Raw genomic sequence first — 23339 nt, 5'->3', positions numbered from 1 at the left:
GGGGCCGCGGTGTGGCCGCGCGGGCGGGGCCGGCGGCGAGACCAGCCGGCCGCGGGGGCGCGACCGCTTCGAGGAACACGACGACAGGAGACGGCGGAGAAGATGTGGCGCTACGTGCTTCGCCGTCTCGCCCAGGCGGTCGGCGTGCTGTGGGCGGCCTACACGGTGACGTTCCTGGTGCTCGACTACCTGCCGGGCGACCCGGTCACGGCCATGGCCGGTGCTGGTATGGACTCGCAGGGGATCGACCCCGCGCAGATCGAGAGGTTGAGATATCAGTACGGCTTCGACGAGCCGGTGCTGGTGCAGTACCTCCACTATCTGACGAGGGCGCTGCGCGGTGACTTTGGCGTCTCGGTGTCGACCAATCGCCCAGTCAGCTCGGTGATGAGCGAAGCGCTGCCGCCGACGCTGGCACTCACCGGGCTGGCCCTCGCCATCGGGGTCCTCGCCGGCGGCACGATCGCGCTCGTCGCGACCTACACCAACCAGCGATGGCTTCGCCAGGCTCTGCTCTCGCTGCCGGCGCTCGGGGTGTCGGTCCCCGGCTTCTGGGTCGGGTTGATGCTCGTCCAGCTGTTCTCGTTCCGGATCAGGCTGTTTCCCGCCTTCGGCAACGACGGGCTGCGCGGCCTGATACTGCCGGCCGTCACCCTGGCGGTGCTGCCCGGCGCGATGGTCGCGCAGATCCTCGCCAAGAGCCTGCTCACCGCGCTCGCCGAGCCGTACGCCCAGACCGCCCTGGCCAAGGGGGCGGGCCGGGCGCGGGTGCACCTGCGGCACGCGCTGCGCAACGCCCTGCTGCCCGCGCTGACGATCACCGGCGTGCTGACCGGCCAGTTGATGGCGAACGCCGTCGTCGTCGAGACGGTGTTCTCCCGCAACGGCCTCGGTCGGATCACCTCGGCCGCCGTGACCGTGCAGGACATCCCGGTCGTGCAGGGCGTCGTCGTCTTCGGCGCGTTCGTCTTCATCACGGTCAACCTGGTCGTCGACCTCGTGTACCCGCTCCTCGACCCGAGGATCACCGTCGGCTCCGGCCGCCGCGGTCCCTCCAGAAGAAAGAGCACCCCGATGGACCCGACCCTGGGCGGCGGCGTCCTGACGACGTCGGCCATCGAGCCGGTGGCGGGGAGCGCCCGGTGACCCGCCCCGCCGCGACCGAGCCGGCGCCCTCGGCGCCGGATGCCCCCGAAGACGCCGGCGCGGACCTCGAACCGAACGCCGAGCTCGGGAAGCTCGCGCAGTCGTGGCGGGAACCGTCCTCGGCGTGGCGCCGGGTGGACCTGCCCCGGCTCGGACGGTTCTTCCTGCACCGGCCCGGCCTGGTGCTGGCGGCGATCGTGGTGATCGTGGTGGTGCTGGCCGCGTTCTGGCCGGCGCTCTACACCTCCCGCGACCCGCTGCTGGGCGTACCGACCAGCCGCTTCCAGGGGCCCAGCGGCCAGCACTGGTTCGGTACCGACGAGCTGGGCCGGGATGTGTTCGCCCGTGTCGTGCACGGTGCCGCGCTGTCACTGAAGGCGACGATCATCGCGGTCGCCGTCGCGTTCGTCGTCGGCGGCGGTCTCGGCCTCGTCGCCGGCTTCGTCGGCCGCTGGGCCGAGGACGTCATCATGCGCGTCGTCGACGTGCTGCTGTCCATCCCGGGGCTGTTCATGTCACTAGCCCTGGTCACCGCGCTCGGCTACGGCACGGTCAAGGTGGCCATCGCGGTCGGGATCGCGAGCGTCGCCAGCTTCGCCCGGGTGATGCGCGCCGAGGTGCTCAAGGTGCGCCAGGCGACGTACGTCGAGGCGGCCCGGTCGATCGGCGCCCGCTGGTACAGCGTGCTCGGCCGGCACGTGCTGCCGAACGCGATGGGGCCGGTGCTCGTGCTCGCGACCCTCGACTTCGGCGTGTCGGTCCTGGCGGTGTCGTCGCTGAGCTTCCTGGGCTACGGCGCCGCCCCGCCCGCGCCGGAATGGGGAACGTTGATCTCGAGCGGACGCAACTACCTGGCGAACGCCTGGTGGCTCTCGACCCTGCCCGGCCTGACGGTGGCCGCGACCGTGCTGTCGACGAACCGGATCGCCCGGGCGCTGGACGGCGAATGGGCGACCCAGCGATGACCGGCGGCCCGGCCCGACCCGCCGCGGCCGAACCGGCCGAACCGGCCGAACCGGCTGCTGAGCGGAGCGACCAGGAGAACGACAGCCTGCTCGTGATCCGCGGGCTGTCCGTCTCGTACCAGACCCGGACCGGGCCGGTCCCGGCCGTCCGTGGGATCGACCTCGACATCCGCCCGGGGGAGATCGTCGCGCTGGTCGGCGAGTCCGGGTCCGGGAAGAGCACGACGGCGCACGCCGTGATCGGCCTGCTGCCACCCGGTGGCCGGATCGACGCCGGCAGCGTCCGGTTCGGCGCCCACGACCTGGTCGGGCTCCCGGCGGGGGAGCTGCGTGCCATCCGCGGCGCGGGCATCGGGCTCATCCCGCAGGACCCGACCGTCTCGCTGAACCCGGTGGCGCGGATCGGCGACCAGGTCGCCGAGGTGCTGCGGATCCACCAGCTCGCCGGCCGCCGGGAGGCGGGCAGGGCCGCCGTCGAGCTGCTGGAGCGGGCGGGCCTGCCGGACCCGGCGACCAGGGCCCGGCAGTACCCGCACGAGCTGTCCGGCGGGATGCGGCAGCGGGCGCTGATCGCCATCGCGATCGCCGCCGGGCCCAGCCTGATCATCGCCGACGAGCCGACCAGCGCGCTGGACGTGACCGTGCAGCGGCTCATCCTCGATCACCTCGAACGGCTGACGACCGAGCTCGGCACCGCCGTCCTGCTCGTCACCCACGACCTCGGCGTCGCCGCCGACCGCGCCCAGCGCATCGCGGTGATGTCGCGCGGCAAGATCGTCGAGACCGGCCCGACCGGGCGGATCCTCGACGCCCCGCGCGACCCGTACACGCGCCGCCTGCTGCGTGCCGCCCCCGGCCTGGCCGCGGCCCGCGGCTCGCTGCCGCCCCTGGCCGCCCGCCCGCCGGCCGCTCTCACGAAGACGGCCACCCAGGCCGCGGTGGGCGTGGGTGGTGCGCGGCCGCTGGTCGTGGTGGACCACCTGGTCAAGGACTTCCCGCTGCCCAGGACCGACGGCGGGGCGCGGCTGCTGCGCGCCGTCGACGACGTCAGCTTCACCGTGAGCCGCGGCGAGACGCTCGCGCTGGTCGGCGAGTCGGGCTCGGGAAAGTCGACGACGGCCCGGCTCGTGCTGCGGCTGGTGGACCCGACCGGCGGGCGGATCACCTTCGACGGCGACGACGTGACCCGCGCCGGCGGCGGGCGGCTGCGGGCGCTGCGCCGGCGGGCCCAGCTCATCTACCAGAACCCCTACGCATCCCTCGACCCGAGGTTCACCATCGGAGAGGTGATAAACGAGCCGTTGCGGGTGTTCCACATCGGCGACCGGGCCTCCCGCCTGGCCAGGGTCCGGGACCTGCTCGACCGGGTCGCGCTGCCCGCGTCGATGGTCGACCGCCGCCCGGCGGAGCTCTCCGGCGGGCAGCGTCAGCGGGTCGCGATCGCCCGGGCGCTGGCGCTCGCCCCCGAGCTGGTCGTCTGCGACGAGCCGGTCTCCGCGCTGGACGTCTCGGTACAGGCCCAGGTGCTCGAGCTGCTGGCGCGGCTGCAGGCCGACACCGGCGTGGCCTACCTGTTCATCTCGCACGACCTGGCCGTCGTCCGCCAGATCGCCCACCGGGTCGCGGTGATGCGCTCCGGCCGGATCGTCGAGACCGGCAGCACGGCGGAACTGTTCGCCCGTCCCGAACACGAGTACACCCGCGCCCTGCTCGACGCCATCCCCGGTGCCGCCCGCACCCGCCACGTGCCGACTGCCGGCACTCCGGGCATCCACGGGGATCCGACAGACGTCCATCCGCGCACCGCGAGGGCCTGAGCAGGGCGCAACCACAGGAGGCATGCCATGTCCGATGTTCCGCTTTCCGTCCTCGACCTCGTCCCGGTCAGCGCCGGCGCGACGCACTCCGAGGCGCTGCGCAACGCGGTCGACCTGGCTCGGCGGACGGAGGCCTTCGGCTACCGGCGTTACTGGCTCGCGGAGCATCACCTCGCCAGCGGCGTGATCGGCGCCTCCGCCGCGGTCACCATCGCCCTGGTCGGCGCCGCGACGAGAACGATCCGGCTGGGCTCGGCCGGCGTCCAGATCGGGCACCGCACCCCGCTGTCCGTGGTCGAGGAGTTCGGGCTGCTGAACGCTGCCTTCCCCGGCCGGCTCGACCTGGGCATCGGCCGGTCCCTGAGCCGGCCCGCGCCGAAGGGCGGCGACGGGCCGGCACCCGTCGAAGCGGCGCAGCCGTCGCCATCCGCCGGCCCGCCCGCCCCGGCGGGAACACCGGTGACCGCGGGCGCCGCGCTCGTCTCGTCCGGAGCCGGAGCCGGACCCGGAGCCGCGACGAGCGCCGCCGGTGCCGCGGACGCCGCGGGCGCGGCGGCGAACTACGTCGCGTCCCTCGGCGGTGCCAACCACACCGCCGACGAGTACACCGCGGGCGGCCTCCTGCTGCCGAAGAAGTTCGACATCAGCAGGCTGCTCGCCTCCGACCGGCTCGGACTGACGTTGGCGCTGTTGCAGCAGCCCGGCGCCTACGCCCCGGACTACGGCGAGCAGATCGACGACGTGCTGGCGCTGCTCGCGGGGACCTACCGTTCCCCCGGCGGCCTGCCGGCGCACGCCTCTCCGGGCGAGGGCGCCGACCTCGAGATCTGGATCCTCGGCGCGTCGGGCGGCGTGAGCGCGCAGGTCGCCGGCCAGCGCGGGCTGCCGTTCGCGGCCTCCTACCACCACAGCCCGAGCACCGTGCTCGACGGGATCAATGCCTACCGGGCCGCGTTCCGCCCCTCGGCGCGGCTCGAGCGGCCGCTGGTGGCCGTGTCCGCCGACGTCGTCGTCGCCGAGGACGACGACACCGCCGCGCGCCTGGCCGCCGGTTACGGGCCATGGGTGCTGAGCATCCGCGCGGGCTCGGGCGCGATCCCGTTCCCCGCTCCCGAGGACGCCCTCGCGCACACCTGGACGGACGAGGAGCGGGAGCTGGTCGCCGACCGGGTGCGCACGCAGCTGGTCGGCTCGCCGCGCACCGTCGCCGACCGGCTGGAGCAGCTGCGGGCCGCGACCGGCGCCGACGAGCTGGCCATCACCACCATCACCCACCAGCACGCCGACCGCGTGCGCTCCTACGAGTTGCTGGCCGACGAATGGAGCCGCCGCTGACCGGTCCGCCGGACGGCCGGTCCGCACCCGACACCGCACCGACGCGTCCCGCGGGCTGGCCAGACGCGGCCCGGAGCTGACAGCACGCGAAGCCGACGAGAAAGACGAGAAGGAGACGACTCCCATGGCAGATCCGGCGACCACGGCTCCGCTGCACCTCGCCGTCGCGCTCGACGGCGCCGGCTGGCATCCCGCCGCCTGGCGTGAGCCCGACGCGCGGCCGGCGGAGCTGTTCACCCCGGGCTACTGGCTCGACCAGGTGCTCGAGGCCGAACGCGGCCTTCTCGACCTCGTCACCATCGAGGACTCGCTCGGCCTGCAGTCGTCCGGCTTCGACGGCCCGGACGACCGGACCGACCAGGTGCGCGGCCGGCTCGACGCGGTGCTCATCGCGGCCCGGGTCTCCCCGCTGACCAGCCACATCGGCCTGGTGCCGACGGCGACCGTCAGCCACACCGAGCCGTTCCACATCTCGAAGGCCATCGCCACCCTCGACTTCACCAGCCAGGGCCGGGCCGGCTGGCGGGCCCAGACGTCGCGCCCGGCGGAGAACTCGCACTTCGGCCGGCGCACGGTTCGCCCGTTCCGGCTGGCCGACTACCAGAGCCCCGAGGTGCAGGCCGTGGTCGCCGAGTCCTTCGACGAGGCCGCGGACTTCGTGGAGGTCGTGCGCCGGCTGTGGGACAGCTGGGAGGACGACGCGGAGATCCGCGACGTCGCCTCCGGCCGGTTCGTCGACCGGGACAAGCTGCACTACATCGACTTCGAGGGCCGCTGGTTCAAGGTCCGCGGTCCGTCGATCGTGCCGCGTCCGCCGCAGGGCCAGCCGGTCGTCTCGGCGCTCGCGCACGCGACCATCCCGTACCGGCTCGGCGCCCGCGCCGCCGACATCGTGTACGTGACCCCGCGCGACGAGCCCGGTGCGGCGGCGATCGTGGCCGAGATCCGCGCGGAGCAGGAGGCGGCCGGCCGGGCTGGCGAGACCATCCACGTCTTCGGCGACCTCGTCGTCTTCCTCGACGAGACCGCCGCGGCGGCCGCCGCCCGCAAGGACCGCCTCGACGAGACGGCGGGGGAGGAGTACGCCAGCGACGCCCTGGTCTTCACTGGCACCGCGGCGGAGCTCGCCGATCTGCTGCTCGGCTGGCAGCGCGCCGGACTGTCCGGCTACCGGCTGCGGCCCGGCGCCGTCCCGCACGACCTCGAGGCCATCACCCGCGCCCTGGTTCCCGAGCTCCAGCGCCGCGGCGCCTTCCGCACCGCGTACGAGGCGGACACGCTGCGCGGGCTCCTCGGCCTTGGCCGGCCCGCGAACCGCTACGCGATCGCCGCCCACTGAGCCCGATGGCGACGACGACCCCGCTGACCATGACCACTCCGCTGACGACGACCCCGCTGGCGACGACTCCGCTGGCAGTGGCCCCGTTGACCCCGTCGACCCGCGATTCGAGGTACTCGGCATGAGCGGTGCGCGCAAGCAGATCATCCTCGGCGCCTATGTCGGAGGCGTCAACCACCAGACGGTGTGGTCGGACCCGGCCGCCGGCAGCCAGATCGATTTCTCCACCTTCAAGCACGTGGCGCAGACGGCGGAGCGGGGGAAGTTCGACTTCTTCTTTCTCGCCGAGGGCCTCATCCTGCGCGAACGACTTGGGAAGATCTTCGATCAGGACATCGTCGGCCGTCCTGACACTCTGCCGGTCCTCGCCGCGCTGGCCGCGGTCACGGAGCACCTCGGGCTGGTCGGCACCCTCAATGCGACGTTCAACGAGCCCTACGAGCTCGCCCGACAAGTCGCCTCTCTCGACCACCTGTCCGGCGGCCGCGCTGGCTGGAACGTCGTCACGTCCTTCGACGCCTTCACCGGCCAGAACTTCAGGCGTGGTGGTTTCCTGCACCGGGACGACCGGTACATCCGGGCCGAGGAGTTCGTGACCGTGGCTCGCCGGCTGTGGAACACCTGGGCGCCCGACGCCGTGGTCGCGGACGCCGACGACGGCCGGTTCCTGCGCGACGGCGACGCGGGTGCGTTCCGTTTCCGTGGCTGGCAGTTCGACGTCTCGGGCCGGTTCAACGTGCCGCGCAGCCCGCAGGGACGGCCGGTGATCCTGCAGGCCGGGGTGTCCCCGCAGGGCCGGGACTTCGCCGCGGCCACCGCCGACGCCATCTTCTCTCCGTTCCACCGGCTGGCCGAGGCACAGGAGTTCTACCGCGACATCCAGAACCGCGTCGCCCGCGCGGGTCGCCCAGCGGGCTCGGTGCGCATCCTTCCCGGCGGCGCGTTCGTGCTCGGCGACACCGCGACCGACGCGGCCGAGAAGGCACGCGAGATCGCCCGGACCCAGGTCACCGGCAGGACCGCGCAGGTCCTCTTCGAAGCGGTGTGGAACCGGGACCTGTCCGGCTACGACCCGGACGGCCCGCTGCCGGACGTCGACCCGGACCCGGACGAGCCGTGGGTCATCCAGGGCCGGGCGCGGCTGCACCAGGATCCGTTCGCGACGGTCCGGGAGTGGCGTGCGATCGCGGAGGCGAACAGGTTCTCGCTGCGTGAGCTCGCCATCCACCTGTTCAGCCGGACCGAGTTCGTCGGCACCCCGACCCAGATCGCCGACCAGCTGGACGCGTTCGTCCAGAACGACGGCTCGGACGGCTTCATCCTCGGCTCGCACCTGACCCCGACCGGCCTCGACGAGTTCGTCGACAAGGTCGTCCCGCTGCTGCAGGAACGCGGCTCGCTGCGCGCCGACTACGCCGGCAGCACCCTGCGCGACAACCTGCGCATCCCGGTGCCGGAACCCGCTCCGGTGCCAGCCGCGGTCGCATAGGCCCGCGCCCGCACGCCGACGCAGCCGCGCGGGCGCACCAGACCGGCCAGGACAGCGTGCCGGTAGGGGCGAGCCGACAGCGTCGCCATCCCCACGGCATTCTGTCCTGGCCCCTGCACCGAACTGGCCGTGACCGTGGCCAACGGCGGTCTCAGGGACGAAGGAGGCCCGGCGCCGCCGTGTACCTACGGTCCACCGTCCCATCCGCCGGAATGCCCTGGGTACCGTGTGCCGAATGAGCGGCGACGAAGGCGCGGTTTCCCCAGCCTGTCCCGTCTGCGGACGGACGGATGCCTACCCGGTCACCCATGGCCTTCGCTCCGACCGGAGCGTGGGCCTGCAGCAGGACGGAACATGGGCGAGTGGATCATGTTTCGGTGGACCGGAACAGTGGCGGTGCCGCGGCTGTCGTTGCGAATGGCCGACCAGGGGCTTCCGGTTCCACCTCTTCGTCGACGTCCGCGCCTGGGACCATGAGACGGCGCAGGACACTCTCGCCCGCATGCTCTACGCCAGCCCACCTGTCGAGGATGTGGACGTCGATCCCGTCGAAATCGGCGATGCCGTCGGGTACGTCGGCGTGGACGACGAGGGATTCCCGCGATGGTCGTGGGACTGAGTGGGAGGCGCGGAAGTCTTGGCGGTCATGACTCCCGCTCAGTCCCACGACCATCGCGCCGAGCCGCACCCAGGATCCCACCAGATCATCGGCCTGCTCATGATCTGGTGGGATCCTCGGAGTCCCAGCTCCGAAAATCCCACCAGATCACTGACGGCCACCGCCGCCGACGGCTCATCACCGTCGACGCCGTGCTCTTCAGCCGGGAAAGCGCCGCGCACGTCGACGATCATCAACCCGAAATGCCTTGGTTGAAAAATCAGTAGGAGCGGGAAGAAACGCAGGGCGCTCGCCCCGCCGTCGGGAATGGCCCTGGATCATCGGGCGACGGCTGCCGCGCTGGCGAGGTACCAGCGGCATGCCCTAGCCCTGCTGGCCGTCGGGGGCGCGGCTGTCGTGGCTTCCCTCGTCCTGTACCGGTACGCCGCCGGTCGGTCCGTCAACGAGCGCGAGGCTCTCACGTTTCCTCTGACCAGCGGCGGCTTTGCGCTGCTTTACGGCCTGCCGGGTTTCCTGAACTGTCTGCGCATGCGATGGGTGTTAGCCAGGAACCCGTGGGTGTCCCGGCGGGGCAGGCTTCGCGAGGTCACCGTGAACAGACGCATCCCCGCGCCCGTGCTGATCCTCGATCCGGGCGCGAAGGCTCAGTCGCGGGCCATCCCCACCGGCGACGGCCCGGCGCACGGCCTGGCCGAGCGGGGCCCCAACGGGCGGCCAACCATCCTGCGCCTCTCGGTGAGCATGTGGCGGTGGGGCCGGCACCCGAGCGAGTTCGAAGAGTTCACGACGGTGTGGTTCGCGGGCGACCCGCGCGCGGGCGGCGTCGTGGCGCCCCCGGGAGCACGCGACCTGTACTGGGCGAGGCGCCTGCGCATCAGGCGGTGGGCGAACTATCTCCTGTCGACGACCCCGGAATAGATGTTCTGACGTGGCCGGGGGGCTGGAGCGTGGTCGGCGGAGGCCGCCCGCCGGTCCGCGACGAGGATCGGTGGCGAGGCGGGCATGGTGCCTGACGTGGTGTGGATGTGGAGGCGGTGATGGTTGATGGGGCTGGCGCACGGTCACCGAGTACGTCGTGGGACGACTGGCGGCGGGCCGTGTTCGGTGACCCGTTCATGGTCTGGCACGAGGGTCCGGATTTCAGCCGGCTGCTGGAGCTGGCGCGAGCCAACCGGGCGGATGTCGGCATCAGTCTGGCCGTCGGCGTCGCGCAGCACGACGAGGTGGCGGCCCAGTCGTTCATCGCGCTGGCCGAGGCGGGACTGGTACCCGACGGAGCCGAGACGTTGCTGCGGGCAGCGGTTCCGGATGGCCAGGGGACCTTCCTGGTGCGGCTCGCCGAGGCGCTGTATGCGCTGACCGGCGACGAGGCGTGGGCCAGACCGATCGTTCGGGTGCTCACGACCGTGACGGCACGCGGCGTCGAGACCTTCTGGGGCAACCGCCTCGACGCGGCCATCGCGCTGAGCGGATTCCCGCCGACCGAGCACCTCGTCGACGCGCTCGCGCGTGCGGTCACCGACCACGAGTACCTGGTCCGTTACCACGCCTCCAACACACTGCTTCGGTACTGCGGCGAGCGGCGGGACGTCAGCGACATCTCGACATTCTTCGACAAGATCTGCTCAGGCGATCCGGCGTCATGGCGCGCCGCGGCCGAACACCTGGCCTCCATGGCATCACGCTAAGAGATGGACTGGGGCGACGGCCCGTGGAGGACCCGTGGCGTGACCGGCGTGACCAGGCCCGGCTTCGACACCCGGGGTTAGCCGCATTCTGCTGGGTGGCCTCCTCTTCGTCGCGACCGTAGAGGTCGGGTTTACCTTCGTCAGGATGCTCCGAGACCAGTGGAGAACCCGCGCCTCCAGTGCTACACCGGCAGGCACACGTTCTTGGCACAGAGGAACTCGTTCAGGTAATGGCGGTCGAGCCTCTCGGCGACTTTCTCCTGATCCAGGACCGCGCGGAGCCGACCTGCGCCAGGCGGTCGTCTCCCTCGTCGACTCCAGGCCAGTTCGTGCGTACTCACGAGAACGGTCCTCGGCGGGCTCGTCAGCCACCAGCGCGGAACTTCGAGTTCGTGCGCGGCCGTCGTAGCCTCGTCGCGCACGACGCCTGCACATCAGCCCGGCGTCGATGTCAGGTCTTAGCCCGTGGCGCGCCGGGCCTCCTCGCGCGCGATGGCAAGGACCCTTTCGGTGGCGTGTGTGTCGGCATGGTCGGCGCCGAGGGTGCGGCGTCGCCGCCGCAGGGTGTCCTCGGCGAGTGTTCGTGCCGCTTTGTGGTCACCGAGCCGGATCAGGTCGATCGCCAGATTGTGCGCGGTGGTCAAGGTCTCGGCCCGGTCGGCGCCGACGGTCCGTCGTCGTCGGAGCGTGTCCTCGGCGAGTGTCCGTGCCGCCTGGTAGTCACCAAGTCCGCTGAGCGCGAACGCGAGATCGTCTGCGCTGTTCAGCGTCTCGGCGTCGTCGTTGCCGAGCTTGCGGCGCTCCCGTCGCAGGGTGTCCTCGGCGAGCGTCCGTGCCGCCTTGAAGTCGGCGAGGCGGTTGAGCACGCCGACGAGGTGGTGCGCGGTGGCCAAGGTCTCGGCGTGGTCGGCGCCACGAACGCGGCGCTGTCGTTGCAGCGTGTCCTCGGCGAGCGTCCGTGCCGCTTTGTGGTCGCCAAGACCGATCAGCGCGTCGACCAGGTCATTCGCGGCGGTCAGGGTCTCGGCGCGGTCAGCGCCGAGGAGGCGGCGCAGCCTTTGAAAGGTGTCTTCGGCGACTGTCCGCGCGGTCTCGTGGTCACCGAGCCCACTCAGCGCGAGGACGAGAATGCTCGCCGTGGTCAGGCTATCCAGATGGTCGGCGCCGAGGACGCTGCGGCGTCGTCGCAGCGTGTCTTCTGCGAGCGCCTGTGCCTCCTGCCGATCGCCGAGCCGGATCAGCTCCAAGGACAGCTTGTCCGCGGTCGCCAGGGTCTCGAGGTGGTCGGCGCCGAGCTCACCGCGCTGCCGGACGAGTTCATCATTCAGCCCTCGTGACTGATTGTAGTCAGCCGACGTGCCGGCACGTTCCGGTGTGCCCGCGGGAAAGACCGGTTCGCTGGTTGGCGCGTTTAGCCGGTGGACCGGGAAGTCCGGCGCTGTGGCGGGTTTCGCCCGACCACTGACCGCATGACGGACACGGTCGAGTAGATGGCGGTTCGCCTGGGCGGGATCGAGGTCGAACAGGTCGATGGAGACGATGGCGCTCATCAGGCCCGGCCGTGGGCAGTCCTCGATCCGGACTGGCAGGAGCTTGCGGGCGAAGCCGTGTGGGTCCGCTGCCTGGGCGGCCAACCACTCGTTCTGGCCGTACACCGACGACAGATAGGCAGCGGACAATACGGCGACGGTGCGCTGAGCCCGTAGGATTCCCTGCTGCATGCGAATCTGCCAGTTCGTCCCGGCGACGAAGTCCCACGCCTGGACGAGGACACGGTATCCGCCCGCCTCAAGCTGCCACGAGATCCACTCCGCCCATGCCTGGTCCGCCGCGGTGTACGAGACGAAGAAGTCCCACCCCTCGCGCCCATCGCCGGCCACCTTCTTGCTGCCCCCGTCGATCACCCACCCATTATCCCCATTCGTAACCAGGGAGACTGGTCGACCGTGAGGCAAGCCCGGTGCCGCGACCGCAGCGACCTCGGCGGTCACGCGGCCGGCGAAGTGTTCCAGTCGGGGAGGGCGACGGCGGGGTCGGTGAAGGTGGTGAAGTCGGTCGTCGCCTGGAAGGCGGGAAGCCGGTAGAGGCGACGGGCGTAGGCCCACAGGTTCGGGTAGTCGGACAGCGGTGGGAGCCGGTCCAGGCCGTGGGCGCGGCCACGGTAGCGGACCAGGGAGACCCACAGCCGGATGTCGGCCTCGCTGAGCTGGCCGCCTGCCAGGTAGTGGGCGTCGGCGAGTCGGCCGTCGAGCCGGGTGAACGCGTCGAGCAGCGTCGCGCGGGCCGCCTCGTCGTTGGCGGCCCGGTGGACGCCGCGGTTCACCGCTGGGCCGATCCAGGATTCGAGCCCGGCGATCTCGGCGCGCAGGCGCTCGGGATAGGTGTCGGCGCCGTTGGACCACTCGCCGAACTGGGTGGCGAGGTCGATCCCGAGGGTGACGTAGTCGTTGCTCACGACCCGGCCGGTCTCGCGGTCCCACAGCGTCGGCACGGAGACGTGGCCGTCGAACCCGGGCTCGGTCGTCTCGTAGGCGTCGCGCAGCAGCGTGAACCCGTTCACCGGGTCCGGGCCGTTGGTCTCGCGGAACGCCCACCCGCGGGCGTCACGGCTGTTGTCGACGTAGGACACGCCGATCACGTCTTCCAGCTCGTTGAGAGCGATCTGCAAGGTGATCCGCTGCGCCCACGGGCAGAACCAGCCGGAGTAGATGTGGTACCGCCCTGGCTCGGCCCGGTAGCCGCTCGACCCGTCCGCGGTGATCCGCCCGGTGAACCGGTACAGCGGGCGCGGGTCCGCCGGGTCTCGCCTGATCGTGTACGCGCCATGGGTGGCGACGTCGGTAGGGCTGGCATAGCCACTTGGGCCGGCAGAGCCGGTGGGGCTGGCACAGGTGGCACTCGCCGTCTGGGACACGGTCATCCTCCTGGTCAGGTCGCGGCGCTGCCACCGCCGCGGCCATCTCCGGTATTCCGGTCGGGCCGATGCGTCGGAGCCCGGTCAGCCGCCGATGACCTTGCGGTAGACGCGGGGGCCGTCGTAGTCGTTCACCGCGTAGTGCCAGGCGGCCAGGTTGTCCCAGAGCACGAAGTCGCCCGGCTTCCAGCCGAAGCTCACGGTGTAGTTGGGGGAGGAGGCATGCGCCAGGAGGAACGGCAGGAGGGCCTCGCCCTCGGCCGGGGCGATGCCGGTCAGGCGCAGCGCGGTCGAGCTGAGGAACAGCCCCTTGCGGCCGGTGTGCCGGTGGGTGCGCACGACCGGGTGCTCGACGGTCTCGGTCACCGGCGGCCGGTCATAGGTTCCGTCGCCGGGGTAGGCGCTGTACACGGCGCTGACCGATGCCAGCAGCTGCTTGAACGGTTCCGAGAGGCCGTCGTAGGCCGCCTGCAGGTCGGCCCACAGGGTGTGACCACCGATCTCCGGCACTACCTGGTAGGTCAGGGACTCGATGTTGAACGGCGGGGTGCGCCAGGTGCCGCCGATGTGCCATGCCGAGGCGGCGCCGCCCTTCTCGAGGTTGAAGGTGTACACCAGCCGGTTGTCCTCGTGGCGGTGGAGCCACCGGGGGTGGTCGAACGGCTCGTCGAAGATCTGCACGGCCCGCACGTGCGCGTCCGGCGAGAGGTCCTGCCCGCGGAACACCAGGACCTTGTACTTCCAGAAGTCCTCGCGCAGTGCCTCGGCGGTGGCGTCGTCGATACCACCCGCCAGATCGACGCCGACGATCTCGGCCCCGAGGACCGGGCTGGCCTGGCGGACTTCATAAGGCGCGGTACGGACAGCGGTCACCGTGTCCCCCTCGAAATGGATTGGAGCGTCTGCCAATCGAGCGCGGTCAGCCGGAAAGACCGCGCTGCGTGGCCGTCGCAGCCTGGATCGGAAAGCGCCGAACGCCTCCCTGGTCGCGGTCGACGACGCGGCCCTTTCCCGTCCGTCGTCGAAACGTGCGCCCCGAGGATCAGCGGGCCGATCGGGCCCCGCCCCCGTGGGACAGCCCGACGTTAACTCCGCTCCCACCAATTCCGCAATCCCTATCGGGTTTATGAACATAGCGGCATAGGGGCGTAACAGCCGCGCGACAGCATCGCGGCACGGCCCCGGCACACGGCCCGGGGCACACGGTCGCGGGCGCACGGCCGCGCCGTGGCCGCGGCGTCGAGATGCTCGTCAGGGTGCCGGGGAACGGCGGGGCGACGCGGAGTGGTTCTCGGCGAGGCGGCGCAGGCCGGTTCTGATGCGCGGCTCGCCGAGCTCCGGCAGCAGCGCGGCGACATGCTCGGCGGCGAGCGCGGCGAGCAGGGCGTGCGCGGCGTGGTCCGGGTCGGGCACGCCGTCCAGCAGGATCGCCGTGTGCCGGTGCCAGAACCGGTAGGCCCCGATCCGGTAGCGGGCGCCGGGTGTCGCGGTCTCCGACATCCGTACCAGGTCCAGGTGTTCGAGCAGGTAGTCGAGGTACGCGTCGACGAACGCGGTAAGCCGGTCGGCCGGCGGCGCTCCGGGGCCGAGTGGCGGCGGCCCGTGCAGGATCGCCTCCTGCAGCACCTGCTCCCGTGTGTCGAGGAGCGCGACCGCTAGGCCGGCCTTGTCGCCGAAGCGGCGGAAGAGGGTGCCCTTGCCGACGCCGGCCGCCGCCGCGATCTGGTCCATGGAGACCGCCGCCACCCCGTACTCGGCGAACAGCCGGGCGGCCGCGTCCAGCACCGCGACCCGGTTGCGAGCGGCGTCGGCCCGTTCCTTGGGTGGCGGCGAGCGAAGCAGCTCCACCGGTGTTGCATAACCGGACTGCGGTCCGCTAAGGTTCTCCTGCACAACCGGACTATAGTCCGATTCTCTGGAGGTAGTGGCATGACCGCACTCATCACCCGTGACGAGCTGAAGGCGGCGATCGGCGCGGGGAACGTGACCGTCGTCGACGCGCTGGGCGGCGGGTACTACGCGCAGCAGCACCTGCCCGGCGCGCTGCCCCTGGTCCTGGCCGAGGTCGACGCGAAGGCGCCCGCCGTGCTGCCGGACCGCGACGCCGCCATCGTCACCTACTGCACCAACCCGTCCTGCCCGAACAGCGGGCAGGTCGCCGACCGGCTCGCCGCGCTCGGCTACTCCAACGTCCGCAAGTACCGCGAGGGCATCGAGGACTGGGTGGCCGCCGGCCTGCCCACCGAATCGGCCTAGGCGGCGCGCCGCCGGAGCCGCGCTTCATGATCTGGTGTGATCCTGGGAGTCGGGGGCCCGAAGATCACACCAGATCATGGGCGGCTCGCGTGCCTGGGGTCCGGGTCGGTTGTCCGCCGGTCGGGCGGCCGCCCGTCGGCTTCCCGCCTGTCAGCCGGGTTCGTCGTCATCGGGTCCTGCCTGGCCGGGATCGCGGCGCGGCGGGTCGGCGCTGGGGTCGGCGCTGAGGCTGGGGTCGGGGTCGGACGGGGACGGCAGGCGGGGGACGGCGGCGAGCAGAGCCGTCGTGTACGGGTGGGCCGGGTTCTCCAGGACCTGGGACGTGCCCCCCTGCTCGACGATCTCGCCGGCGCGCATCACCGCGACCTGGTCGCACAGCCGGGCGACGACGCCCAGGTCATGCGAGACGAGGACGAGGCTGAGGAGGTTGGCGACGGTCAGCTCCGCGAGCAGGTCGAGGATCTGCGCCCGCACGGAGACGTCCAGCGCGCTGACCGGCTCGTCGCCGACGAGGACCCGCGGGCGGGGGGCGAGCGCCCGCGCGATCGCGATCCGCTGGCGCTGCCCGCCGGAGAACTCGTGCGGGTAACGGCGCCGCACGTCCGGCGCCAGGCCGACGGCACGCAGCACCTCGTCGACCCGGGCGTCATGGTTCTCCGCGATCCGCAGGCACTCCAGCGGCTCGGCGACGATCGCCTCGACGGTCATCCGCGGGTCCAGCGAGGCGACCGGGTCCTGCAGAACCACCTGGACGTCGCGGCGCAGCCAGCGCAGGTCGCGGGGTCGGCCGTCGCGGACCGGCCGACCGCGGTAGCTCACCGTCCCGGCGTCGGGGCGGTCGAGGCCGAGCAGCAGCCGGACGAGCGTCGACTTGCCGGAGCCGGACTCGCCGACGATCCCGAGGCTCGCCCCCTCGAGCAGCGTCAGGGTGACGTCCCGGACGGCGCGCCGGATGTGGGAGTCGCCGTCAGCCTGGCCGGCCTTCCAGCCGGCCGTGCGCCGCTCGGCGCGCGGCAGCCGGAACGACCTGGACAGCCCCCTGGCCTCGAAGAGCACGGCTGGGCCCGTAGCCGTGGCCCCATCCGCGGCCGGATCGCCCACGCGGGTGTCGGTCACGGTCGGACCGCCTTCCGCGCCTGGGTCGGGCGGCTCGCGGCGGCACCGGAGCTGGTGCTGGAGCCGGCGCCGATGGTGGCGCCGCCCGTGGTCGGTGGCCACGTGGTGGCGTGGGCGGCCGCGAGCAGGGCGCGGGTGTAGGGGTGGTCGGGATGGCGCAGGACGTCGCCCGTCTGGCCGGACTCGACCAGCCGGCCCGCCCGCATGACCTCGAGGCGGCGGGTCACGGCGGCGACGACGGCCAGGTCGTGGGTGATGAACAGCAACGCGGCCCCCATCTCGTCCACCAGGTCGGTCAGCAGGCTCAGCACCTCCGCCTGGACGGTGACGTCCAGCGCGGTCGTCGGCTCGTCGGCCAGGATCAGCGCCGGGCGGCAGGCGAGCGCGACCGCGAGGCCGACGCGCTGGCGCTGCCCGCCGGACAGCTGGTGCGGGTAGGCGCGCACCAGCCGATCCGGGTCGGGAAGGCCGACCCGGTCGGCGAGCTCCACGGCCGCCGCGTCGGCGGCGCGGCGGGACAGCCCACGGTGGATGCGCAGCGGCTCGCCGATCTGCCGGCCGATCCGCATCAGCGGGTTGAGCGCGGTCAGCGGCTCCTGGAAGACCATCGCGATCTCGTTGCCCCGGATTCGGGACAGCTCCCGGTCGGAGCGGCCGATCAGCTCCGCGCCGGCGAGGCGGACGCTGCCGCTGACCGTCGCCGCCTCGGGCAGCAGGCCGAGGACCGCGAGCGCCGTCAGCGACTTGCCTGATCCGGACTCGCCGATCAGCCCGACCCGTTCGCCGGCGTCCACCTGGAAGTCGACTCCGTCGACGACGGGCACGCCGCCGATGCGAACCCGCAGGTCGCTGACCCGCAAGAGCGGCTCGTTCGGCGCGCTCACCGCGCACCGTCCAGCGGACCGAGCGCTCGCGACCCAAGCGCGGCAGGACCGGGCGCGGCAAGACCGGCTGCGGCGGAACTGGGCGTGGTGGAACCGGGCGCGGCAGGACTGGGCGGCGCGGCGGACGAGGCCAGGTCAGGCACGGCCGCGTCAGGCACGGCGCGGGTCGGGAACCGCAGGCGCGGGTCGGCGGCCTCACGCAGGCCGTCGCCGAGCAGGTTGAAGCCGAGGACGGTCAGCACGACGGCGAGACCGGGCCAGAGCAGCACCAGCGGACGCAACGTCAGGTAGGCCTGCAGCTCGTGCAGGCTGCGGCCCCAGGACGGCGTCGGCGGCGGGGTGCCCAGGCCGAGGTAGGACAGCGCGGCCTCGGCGAGCACCGCGATCCCCGCCGACAGGGAGAGCTGGACGTAGAGCGTCGGCATGGCGTTCGGCAGCAGGTGGCGGGAAATGATCCGCCAGGTCCCGGCGCCGGCGGCCCGGGCGGCCAGCACGAAGTCGGTGGCCAGCACCCGGTTGATCTCGCCGCGGGTGACCCGGCCGACCTGGATGCCGATCCCGATGCCGAGCGCGACCACCGTCGTCCAGGCGTGGCCCGGGAAGACGGCCGCCAGGACCAGCGCGAGCAGCAGCATCGGGAAGGCAAGCAGGATGTCGATGAGGTACACGAACCCCTCGCCGACGACCCGTGGGGTCACGGTCGCGAGCAGCGCCAGCGTGAGGCCGACGATCGCCGCCAGCGCGGTGGCTCCTACGGCGACGACCAGCGTGATCTGGGAGCCGACGAGCAGCTGGCTGAACAGGTCGCGGCCGAGCCGGTCCGCGCCCAGCCAGTGACGGCCGGACATAGGCGCCCACGAGTCGGCCGGTTTGACCTGGGTCGGGTCGTACGGGGTCCACAGCAGTGACACCACCGCCGCGATCACGATCAGGCTGGACAGGGCGGCACCCAGCCGCCCGGACCGGGTGCGCAGCACCGCCCGCGCCGTCGCCACCGCCCCCAGGGCGAACCGCGCCCCACCGGCGGCCCTGCCGGGCCCACTCACCGGGCCTCCCGTAGCCGCGGGTCGAGCAGGCGGTGGCCCAGGTCGACGAGGAAGCTGACGACGAGCACGGCGACGGCGACCAGCAGGACCGTGCCCTGCACCTTCAGCAGGTCGCGGTTGCCGACGTCGACGATGAGCATCTGGCCGATGCCCGGTAGCGCGAAGACGTTCTCGATCACGACCGCGCCCAGCAGCAGGCTGGCGAACTCCAGGCCGAGCACGCTGAGCACCGGCAGCGCGGCGTTGCGGACCCCGTGGCGCACCAGCGCCCTGCCCCTGGTCAGGCCCTTCGCCCTCGCGGTGCGGATGTAGTCGGCGTGCAGCACCTCCAGCGTCGCCGAGCGCGTGAACCGCAGCAGCACCGCGCCCTCCAGCAGCGCCAGGGTGAGCACCGGCAGCACCAGCGAGCGCACGGCCGTGTCCGGCTGCGCCCAGCCGTCGCGCGGGAACCCGCCGGCGGGCAGCAGGCGCCAGTGGACGGCGAACACGGTCGTCGCCATCAGGCCGACCCAGAAGCTCGGCACGGCGATCCCGAGCTGGCTCACGACCGAGAGCGCGTGCCCGGCCGGGCCGCGGTGGCGGGCCGCGGCGACGATCCCGAGCGGCACCCCCACCAGGGCGGCGAGCAGGGTCGCCCCGGCGACCAGCGGGGCGGTCACGGCCAGCTTCTCGCCGATCTCGTCCGACACGGAGACGCCGTTGAGGGCGGACGTGCCGAAGTCCCCGGTCAGCACGCCGCCGATCCAGCTCAGGTACTGCTGGACCAGCGGCCGGTCGGTGCCGAGGTCGTGGCTGATGCGGGCGACCTGCTCCGGCGTCGCCCTGGTCCCGGCGATCACCTGGGCGACGTTGCCGGGCAGCAGCCGCAGCAGCAGGAACACCAGCACGCTCGCCACCAGCAGCGAGAGCACGAACAGGCCGAGCCGGCGCAGGATGATCAGTGCCATGGCGCTGCCTCGCGGTGGGCGACCCACGCCCGGCGGGCACCGGCCGGGCACGATGGCTCGGCCGGCGCCCGCCGGTGGTCGAACGGGTTCGTCACGAGCGAGTGACGACGATCTTCGACGCGTCGTAGCGCGACGAGATGTTGTTCGTCGGATAACCGGTGACGCCGGTCCTGGCGACCTGGAGGGACTCGCCGAGGAGCAGCCAGTCGCTGACGGCCTGCTGGGAGATCAGCTTGGCCAGCGCCTTGAAGTTGGTGTCCCGGTCGGCGTCGGTGGTCGCGGTCACCCCGGCCTGGTACAGCTGCTGGGCCTGCGGGTTGTTGTAACCCCAGTAGTAGCTCGTCTTGGCGTAGTTGCCGAGGTCGCGCGGCTCGGCGTGGTCGACGACGCTCAGGTCGTAGTCGTGGTTGGTGAAGACGTCGGTCAGCCAGGTCGGGAACTCGACCGAGCGGATCGTCAGGTTGACCCCGATCTCCTTGAGCTGTGAGGCGATGTACTCGGAGATGGTGGTCGGGTAGATGTTCGGGATGGTCAGCGTCAGGCTGAGGCCGCCCGCGTGGCCGGCGTCGGCGAGCAGTTTCTTCGCGTTCGCCGGGTCGTACTTGTCGATGCCGGTGAGGTCCTCGTACCAGGGGTCGAGCGGCGGGACGTCGCCGCCGATCCGGATGCCCCGGCCGAAGGTCTTGATGAGGCCGTCCTTGTCGATGCCCTGGCGGATCGCGTGTCGGACCCGCTCGTCGGACAGCGGGGCCTTGGCGGTGTTGAACCCCAGGGTGAACTTGTCGGTCGACGCGCCCTTGGCGATCACGAAGTCCTGGTTGCCCTCGTAGCTGTTCAACAGGTCGGAGTCGAGGATCGAGCCGACGTCGACCTGGCCGGTCTTCACCGCGTTGTTCTGCGCGTTCACGTCGGTGATGTAACGGAAGACGACCTTGGCGACGCTCGCCTTCGCGCCCCAGTAGGCGTCGTTGCGGACCAGCGTGATGCTGTCGCCGTGCTTCCAGGAGTCGAACCTGAACGGCCCCGTGCCGACGGCCGTGCTGGCGAGGTTCGCCGCCCCTTCCTTGAGCACCGCGCCGGCGGCGCCGCTGAGCCAGAAGGGGAAGTTCGAGTCGCGGTTCTTCAGCTTCAGCACGACCGTCGCGTCGTCAGGCGCCGAGGCCGAGGCGAGCGAGACGAGGTCGCCGGCGTTCGGGTTCTTCGACCCGGGCGCGATGACGTTGCTCAGCGACGAGACCACGTCCGACGCCTTGAGCGGGGTGCCGTCGTGGAAGGTCACCCCGTCGCGGAGGGTGAAGGTGTAGGTGAGCCCGTCGCCGGAGACCTTGTAGTCCTCCGCCAGCTCCGGAGACACGTTGCCCTTTTCGTCACGCCCCAGCAGCCCCTGGTAGACGTTGTCGAGCAGCACCTGCGCGATGGCGACGCCGGAGCCCGTGGTGATGTCGAGCGTGCCGGGCTCGAGGACCTGGCCGATGGTGACCGTCGCGTTCGGGTCGGCCCCCTTGCCGCCGCTCCCGCTCGTCCCACCGTCGTCGCTGGTCGTTCCGCCGCCGCAGGCCGCGAGGACCAGCCCGGCGACCGCCGCGACGGCGGTCAGCGCCAGCGAACGGCGCGGGCGGTGGAAACCCAGCCTCGGCCTGGGGGGTCTGACCTTCATGGCCTGTGTGCTCCTTGGGCATCGTCGAAAGGGCGAAGAGAAGGCGAGCGAAAGAAGGCGGCAGAGATATGGGTGCGTCGCCGGGACTCGCCGAAGAGGGACATGTGGAACCTCGTCGTGCCGGGCGGCGGAGATTTGGCGTCAGCGTCTGGAAAGCACGCATGGGGCTCGTCGTGCCGGAGAAGAGGGCATCCCTGAACGCCTGTGCGGCGCCATTACGGGCGGCCCGGCAGCCAGGGTGCGGCGGGCACACGGCCGGTTGGTCGCGGGCTCAGCTACAGAGTCGGCTGGCAACCCGCATCAGGTCGACCGCGCGTCGGCTGGTGAGTGGTACCGCTACCTGCGCCGATCCCCGACAGAGCGGCCGGGGGCCGCGCCGGGAGACGGATGGCGGCTGCATGACCGGCAGCGTATCCCACAATCTCGACCAGGATGGTGGATATGCAACATTGCTGTTGCGATCGGGGCAGGCTGTGACCCGTGTCGCAGGCCCCGTTCCGTGCCGGTTGGCGGCGCCGCGGCGGCGCGGTCAAAGGCGAGAAACAATTCGGCAGCAATCGCGCAGTGAACCGTCCTGGCGGTTGACGGGGCCTGCGTCGCGATGCGACGCTCGGCGCGTTCCGGTGCTGGGCTCGGCTGTCGCGTTTGCGCGGTAGGGCCCGCCGGCACTCCGCTTTCCCTGCGCGCCGGGAAACGGCCGCCGGCGCGTGCCCCGACCCCCGCAGCAGCAGCGCCCACGAGCCCCGTGCCGTACCTACGGCTATTGCCGGGCTGCCTTCATCGCTCGCCCGCCACAGCCGCCACACCCGGCGCCCGCGCAGAGGTCAGCCCCGCGGGCGACCGCCGTCACGAAGGAGAACCACACGTCGTGCCGCTGCACCTGCACTGGTACCTGCCGACCAACGGCGACGACAGGGGCATCGTCGGCTCGGGGGATGGCGAGCCGCGGCACGGCGCCGACGGCGCGCCGCGGTTCTCGCGGTTCCGGGCACCGACCGTCGGCTACCTCGGGCAGATCGCCCGGGCCGCCGAGCAGCTTGGCTACGAGGCGGTGCTCACCCCGACCGGGCTGTGGTGCGAGGACGCCTGGATCGTCACCGCCGCGCTGAGCCAGGTCACCACCCGGCTGCGGTTCCTGGTCGCCTTCCGGCCGGGGCTGATCTCGCCGACGCTCGCCGCGCACCAGGCCGCCACCTTCCAGCGGGTCTCCGACGGCCGGCTGCTGCTCAACATCGTCACCGGCGGCGACTCGGCCGAGCAGCGCCGGTTCGGCGACCACCTCGACCATGACCAGCGCTACGCCCGTACCGACGAGTTCCTGACGGTGCTGCGCGGCGTCGCCGGCGCAAGCCCGCCGCTCGACTTCACCGGCGCGCACTACGACGTCCGGGACGCGAGCGTCGACGCCAGTCCCTGGGGGCCACCGCCGGTCTTCTTCGGCGGCGCGAGCCCCGCCGCCGAGCGGGTCGCCGCCCGGCACGCCGACGTCTACCTGGCCTGGGGCGAGACGCCGGCGCAGATCGCCGAGCGGCTCGACCGGGTGCGGGCGCTGGCCGCGGCGGCTGGCCGGGAGCGTGACCCGCGCTTCGGCATCCGGTTCCACGTCATCAGCCGGGACACCGCCGCCGAGGCATGGGCCGAGGCGGACCGACTGCTCGCCGGCCTCGACGACGCCCGGATCGCCGCCCACCAGGCCGTCTTCGCCGCGAGCGAGTCGGTCGGGCAGCGGCGGATGGCGGCCCTGCACGGCGGCGACCGCACCCGCCTGGAGGTGTACCCGAACGTCTGGGCCGGCTACGGCCTGGTGCGCGGCGGCGCGGGCACGGCGATCGTCGGGAGCCACGAGCAGGTGGCCGAGCGGATCGAGGAGTACCACGCGCTCGGCCTCGACCATTTCATCCTCTCCGGCCAGCCGCACCTGGAGGAGGCCTACCAGCTGGCTGAGGGCGCGGCGGCGCTGCTGCGCGCCCGGGGCCTGCTGGCGTCACCCGATCCGCCGTCGCCGGCCACTCCGTCGCTGGCCGCGTCGCCGCCTGTTGCTGTCCCATCCGTTCCCGCCGGCGCCGGTGCGCCCGCCGGGAGACCGGCCTGACGGCTGGCGATCGTTTCGGACCGCTCGTC

21 protein-coding genes are annotated in these 23339 nt (G+C 72.2%); 11 read left to right on the top strand and 10 right to left on the bottom strand.

The annotated features are described in order from the left end of the window. Positions 1-102 precede the first annotated feature (102 nt). The 7 genes from FRCN3DRAFT_RS0222765 (at position 103) to FRCN3DRAFT_RS56390 (ending at position 8710) form a co-directional block, all read left to right on the top strand. Positions 103-1146 (top strand): ABC transporter permease, encoded by a 1044-nt coding sequence (locus tag FRCN3DRAFT_RS0222765; RefSeq protein ID WP_007508921.1) that lies wholly within the window; start codon positions 103-105, stop codon positions 1144-1146. Further along, positions 1143-2111, top strand: coding sequence for an ABC transporter permease (locus FRCN3DRAFT_RS0222760; protein WP_007508923.1), 969 nt, complete (start codon positions 1143-1145; stop codon positions 2109-2111). Before FRCN3DRAFT_RS0222765 ends, FRCN3DRAFT_RS0222760 begins: the two co-directional genes overlap by 4 nt. Further along, positions 2093-3928, top strand: coding sequence for a dipeptide ABC transporter ATP-binding protein (locus FRCN3DRAFT_RS0222755; protein ID WP_007508924.1), 1836 nt, complete (start codon positions 2093-2095; stop codon positions 3926-3928). Before FRCN3DRAFT_RS0222760 ends, FRCN3DRAFT_RS0222755 begins: the two co-directional genes overlap by 19 nt. 27 nt (positions 3929-3955) lie before the next feature. Further along, positions 3956-5263 (top strand): LLM class flavin-dependent oxidoreductase, encoded by a 1308-nt coding sequence (locus FRCN3DRAFT_RS0222750; protein ID WP_007508925.1) that lies wholly within the window; start codon positions 3956-3958, stop codon positions 5261-5263. 124 nt (positions 5264-5387) lie between these two features. Continuing rightward, positions 5388-6602 carry an LLM class flavin-dependent oxidoreductase gene (locus tag FRCN3DRAFT_RS0222745; protein WP_007508926.1) on the top strand — a complete coding sequence of 405 codons (1215 nt, stop codon included), beginning with the start codon at positions 5388-5390 and terminating at the stop codon, positions 6600-6602. Positions 6603-6723: 121 nt separating this feature from the next. Continuing rightward, positions 6724-8091, top strand: a complete 1368-nt coding sequence (locus tag FRCN3DRAFT_RS0222740; protein WP_007508928.1) for an NtaA/DmoA family FMN-dependent monooxygenase — start codon at positions 6724-6726, stop codon at positions 8089-8091. A 235-nt stretch (positions 8092-8326) separates the two neighbouring features. Continuing rightward, positions 8327-8710, top strand: coding sequence for a hypothetical protein (locus tag FRCN3DRAFT_RS56390; protein WP_007508933.1), 384 nt, complete (start codon positions 8327-8329; stop codon positions 8708-8710). 38 nt (positions 8711-8748) lie between these two features. Here the strand turns inward: FRCN3DRAFT_RS56390 and FRCN3DRAFT_RS54225 are convergent, their stop codons facing one another. Next, the gene (locus FRCN3DRAFT_RS54225; RefSeq protein WP_027140848.1) at positions 8749-8943 is read right to left on the bottom strand and encodes a hypothetical protein; all 195 of its coding nucleotides are present in this window, start codon (positions 8941-8943) and stop codon (positions 8749-8751) included. Between the two features lie 73 nt (positions 8944-9016). On the opposite strand from FRCN3DRAFT_RS54225, the gene FRCN3DRAFT_RS0222725 reads away from it, so the two are divergent. Further along, entirely contained in the window at positions 9017-9628 is a 612-nt protein-coding gene (locus FRCN3DRAFT_RS0222725; RefSeq protein WP_007508935.1) for a hypothetical protein, read from the top strand. A gap of 119 nt (positions 9629-9747) precedes the next feature. Then, complete coding sequence (locus FRCN3DRAFT_RS0222720; RefSeq protein WP_007508936.1) at positions 9748-10398, top strand: hypothetical protein; 651 nt, start codon at positions 9748-9750, stop codon at positions 10396-10398. Positions 10399-10856: 458 nt separating this feature from the next. On the opposite strand, the gene FRCN3DRAFT_RS0222715 is transcribed toward FRCN3DRAFT_RS0222720, so the two are convergent. The 4 genes from FRCN3DRAFT_RS0222715 to FRCN3DRAFT_RS45750 all read right to left on the bottom strand — a co-directional run bounded on the left by FRCN3DRAFT_RS0222715 (position 10857) and on the right by FRCN3DRAFT_RS45750 (position 15205). Continuing rightward, positions 10857-12302: a tetratricopeptide repeat protein gene (locus tag FRCN3DRAFT_RS0222715; RefSeq protein WP_007508939.1), complete on the bottom strand. Its 1446-nt coding sequence runs from the start codon at positions 12300-12302 to the stop codon at positions 10857-10859. A gap of 83 nt (positions 12303-12385) precedes the next feature. Beyond that, complete coding sequence (locus tag FRCN3DRAFT_RS0222710) at positions 12386-13318, bottom strand: glutathione S-transferase C-terminal domain-containing protein (protein ID WP_084174270.1); 933 nt, start codon at positions 13316-13318, stop codon at positions 12386-12388. Between the two features lie 78 nt (positions 13319-13396). Further along, the gene (locus FRCN3DRAFT_RS0222705; protein ID WP_007508943.1) at positions 13397-14185 is read right to left on the bottom strand and encodes a TauD/TfdA dioxygenase family protein; all 789 of its coding nucleotides are present in this window, start codon (positions 14183-14185) and stop codon (positions 13397-13399) included. A gap of 378 nt (positions 14186-14563) precedes the next feature. Beyond that, a complete protein-coding gene (locus tag FRCN3DRAFT_RS45750) occupies positions 14564-15205 on the bottom strand; it encodes a TetR/AcrR family transcriptional regulator (RefSeq protein ID WP_007508945.1) in 642 nt (213 codons plus the stop codon). 36 nt (positions 15206-15241) lie between these two features. On the opposite strand from FRCN3DRAFT_RS45750, the gene FRCN3DRAFT_RS0222695 reads away from it, so the two are divergent. After that, positions 15242-15568, top strand: coding sequence for a rhodanese-like domain-containing protein (locus tag FRCN3DRAFT_RS0222695; protein ID WP_007508946.1), 327 nt, complete (start codon positions 15242-15244; stop codon positions 15566-15568). A gap of 150 nt (positions 15569-15718) precedes the next feature. Here FRCN3DRAFT_RS0222695 and FRCN3DRAFT_RS45745 read toward each other — a convergent pair whose 3' ends face one another. From FRCN3DRAFT_RS45745 to FRCN3DRAFT_RS0222670, 5 genes are all read right to left on the bottom strand, one after another. Continuing rightward, positions 15719-16684 (bottom strand): ABC transporter ATP-binding protein, encoded by a 966-nt coding sequence (locus tag FRCN3DRAFT_RS45745; RefSeq protein WP_007508948.1) that lies wholly within the window; start codon positions 16682-16684, stop codon positions 15719-15721. Next, complete coding sequence (locus tag FRCN3DRAFT_RS0222685) at positions 16681-17568, bottom strand: ATP-binding cassette domain-containing protein (protein WP_007508951.1); 888 nt, start codon at positions 17566-17568, stop codon at positions 16681-16683. Before FRCN3DRAFT_RS0222685 ends, FRCN3DRAFT_RS45745 begins: the two co-directional genes overlap by 4 nt. After that, positions 17565-18614, bottom strand: a complete 1050-nt coding sequence (locus FRCN3DRAFT_RS45740; protein WP_007508953.1) for an ABC transporter permease — start codon at positions 18612-18614, stop codon at positions 17565-17567. The genes FRCN3DRAFT_RS0222685 and FRCN3DRAFT_RS45740 overlap by 4 nt, the downstream gene beginning before the upstream one ends. Beyond that, positions 18611-19561, bottom strand: a complete 951-nt coding sequence (locus tag FRCN3DRAFT_RS0222675) for an ABC transporter permease (protein ID WP_007508955.1) — start codon at positions 19559-19561, stop codon at positions 18611-18613. The genes FRCN3DRAFT_RS45740 and FRCN3DRAFT_RS0222675 overlap by 4 nt, the downstream gene beginning before the upstream one ends. 91 nt (positions 19562-19652) lie before the next feature. After that, entirely contained in the window at positions 19653-21218 is a 1566-nt protein-coding gene (locus FRCN3DRAFT_RS0222670; RefSeq protein ID WP_007508957.1) for an ABC transporter substrate-binding protein, read from the bottom strand. Between the two features lie 868 nt (positions 21219-22086). On the opposite strand from FRCN3DRAFT_RS0222670, the gene FRCN3DRAFT_RS0222665 reads away from it, so the two are divergent. Beyond that, a complete protein-coding gene (locus FRCN3DRAFT_RS0222665) occupies positions 22087-23310 on the top strand; it encodes an LLM class flavin-dependent oxidoreductase (protein ID WP_007508959.1) in 1224 nt (407 codons plus the stop codon). Positions 23311-23339: the final 29 nt, after the last annotated feature.

The organism is Pseudofrankia saprophytica, from assembly GCF_000235425.2.
Lineage (GTDB): Bacteria > Actinomycetota > Actinomycetes > Frankiales > Frankiaceae > Pseudofrankia > Pseudofrankia saprophytica.
This window is presented reverse-complemented; position numbering and strand designations above follow the sequence as displayed.

What these genes read in the sequence shown, in the direction of transcription:
- FRCN3DRAFT_RS0222710 (WP_084174270.1), bottom strand. Translation starts at nt 13,318, where the DNA reads ATGACCGTGTCCCAGACGGCGAGTGCCACCTGTGCCAGCCCCACCGGC.
- FRCN3DRAFT_RS0222755 (WP_007508924.1), top strand. Translation starts at nt 2,093, where the DNA reads ATGGGCGACCCAGCGATGACCGGCGGCCCGGCCCGACCCGCCGCGGCC.
- FRCN3DRAFT_RS0222750 (WP_007508925.1), top strand. Translation starts at nt 3,956, where the DNA reads ATGTCCGATGTTCCGCTTTCCGTCCTCGACCTCGTCCCGGTCAGCGCC.
- FRCN3DRAFT_RS0222740 (WP_007508928.1), top strand. Translation starts at nt 6,724, where the DNA reads ATGAGCGGTGCGCGCAAGCAGATCATCCTCGGCGCCTATGTCGGAGGC.
- FRCN3DRAFT_RS56390 (WP_007508933.1), top strand. Translation starts at nt 8,327, where the DNA reads ATGAGCGGCGACGAAGGCGCGGTTTCCCCAGCCTGTCCCGTCTGCGGA.
- FRCN3DRAFT_RS0222695 (WP_007508946.1), top strand. Translation starts at nt 15,242, where the DNA reads ATGACCGCACTCATCACCCGTGACGAGCTGAAGGCGGCGATCGGCGCG.
- FRCN3DRAFT_RS0222675 (WP_007508955.1), bottom strand. Translation starts at nt 19,561, where the DNA reads ATGGCACTGATCATCCTGCGCCGGCTCGGCCTGTTCGTGCTCTCGCTG.
- FRCN3DRAFT_RS0222765 (WP_007508921.1), top strand. Translation starts at nt 103, where the DNA reads ATGTGGCGCTACGTGCTTCGCCGTCTCGCCCAGGCGGTCGGCGTGCTG.
- FRCN3DRAFT_RS0222720 (WP_007508936.1), top strand. Translation starts at nt 9,748, where the DNA reads ATGGTTGATGGGGCTGGCGCACGGTCACCGAGTACGTCGTGGGACGAC.
- FRCN3DRAFT_RS0222745 (WP_007508926.1), top strand. Translation starts at nt 5,388, where the DNA reads ATGGCAGATCCGGCGACCACGGCTCCGCTGCACCTCGCCGTCGCGCTC.
- FRCN3DRAFT_RS0222670 (WP_007508957.1), bottom strand. Translation starts at nt 21,218, where the DNA reads ATGAAGGTCAGACCCCCCAGGCCGAGGCTGGGTTTCCACCGCCCGCGC.
- FRCN3DRAFT_RS54225 (WP_027140848.1), bottom strand. Translation starts at nt 8,943, where the DNA reads ATGATCGTCGACGTGCGCGGCGCTTTCCCGGCTGAAGAGCACGGCGTC.
- FRCN3DRAFT_RS0222725 (WP_007508935.1), top strand. Translation starts at nt 9,017, where the DNA reads ATGGCCCTGGATCATCGGGCGACGGCTGCCGCGCTGGCGAGGTACCAG.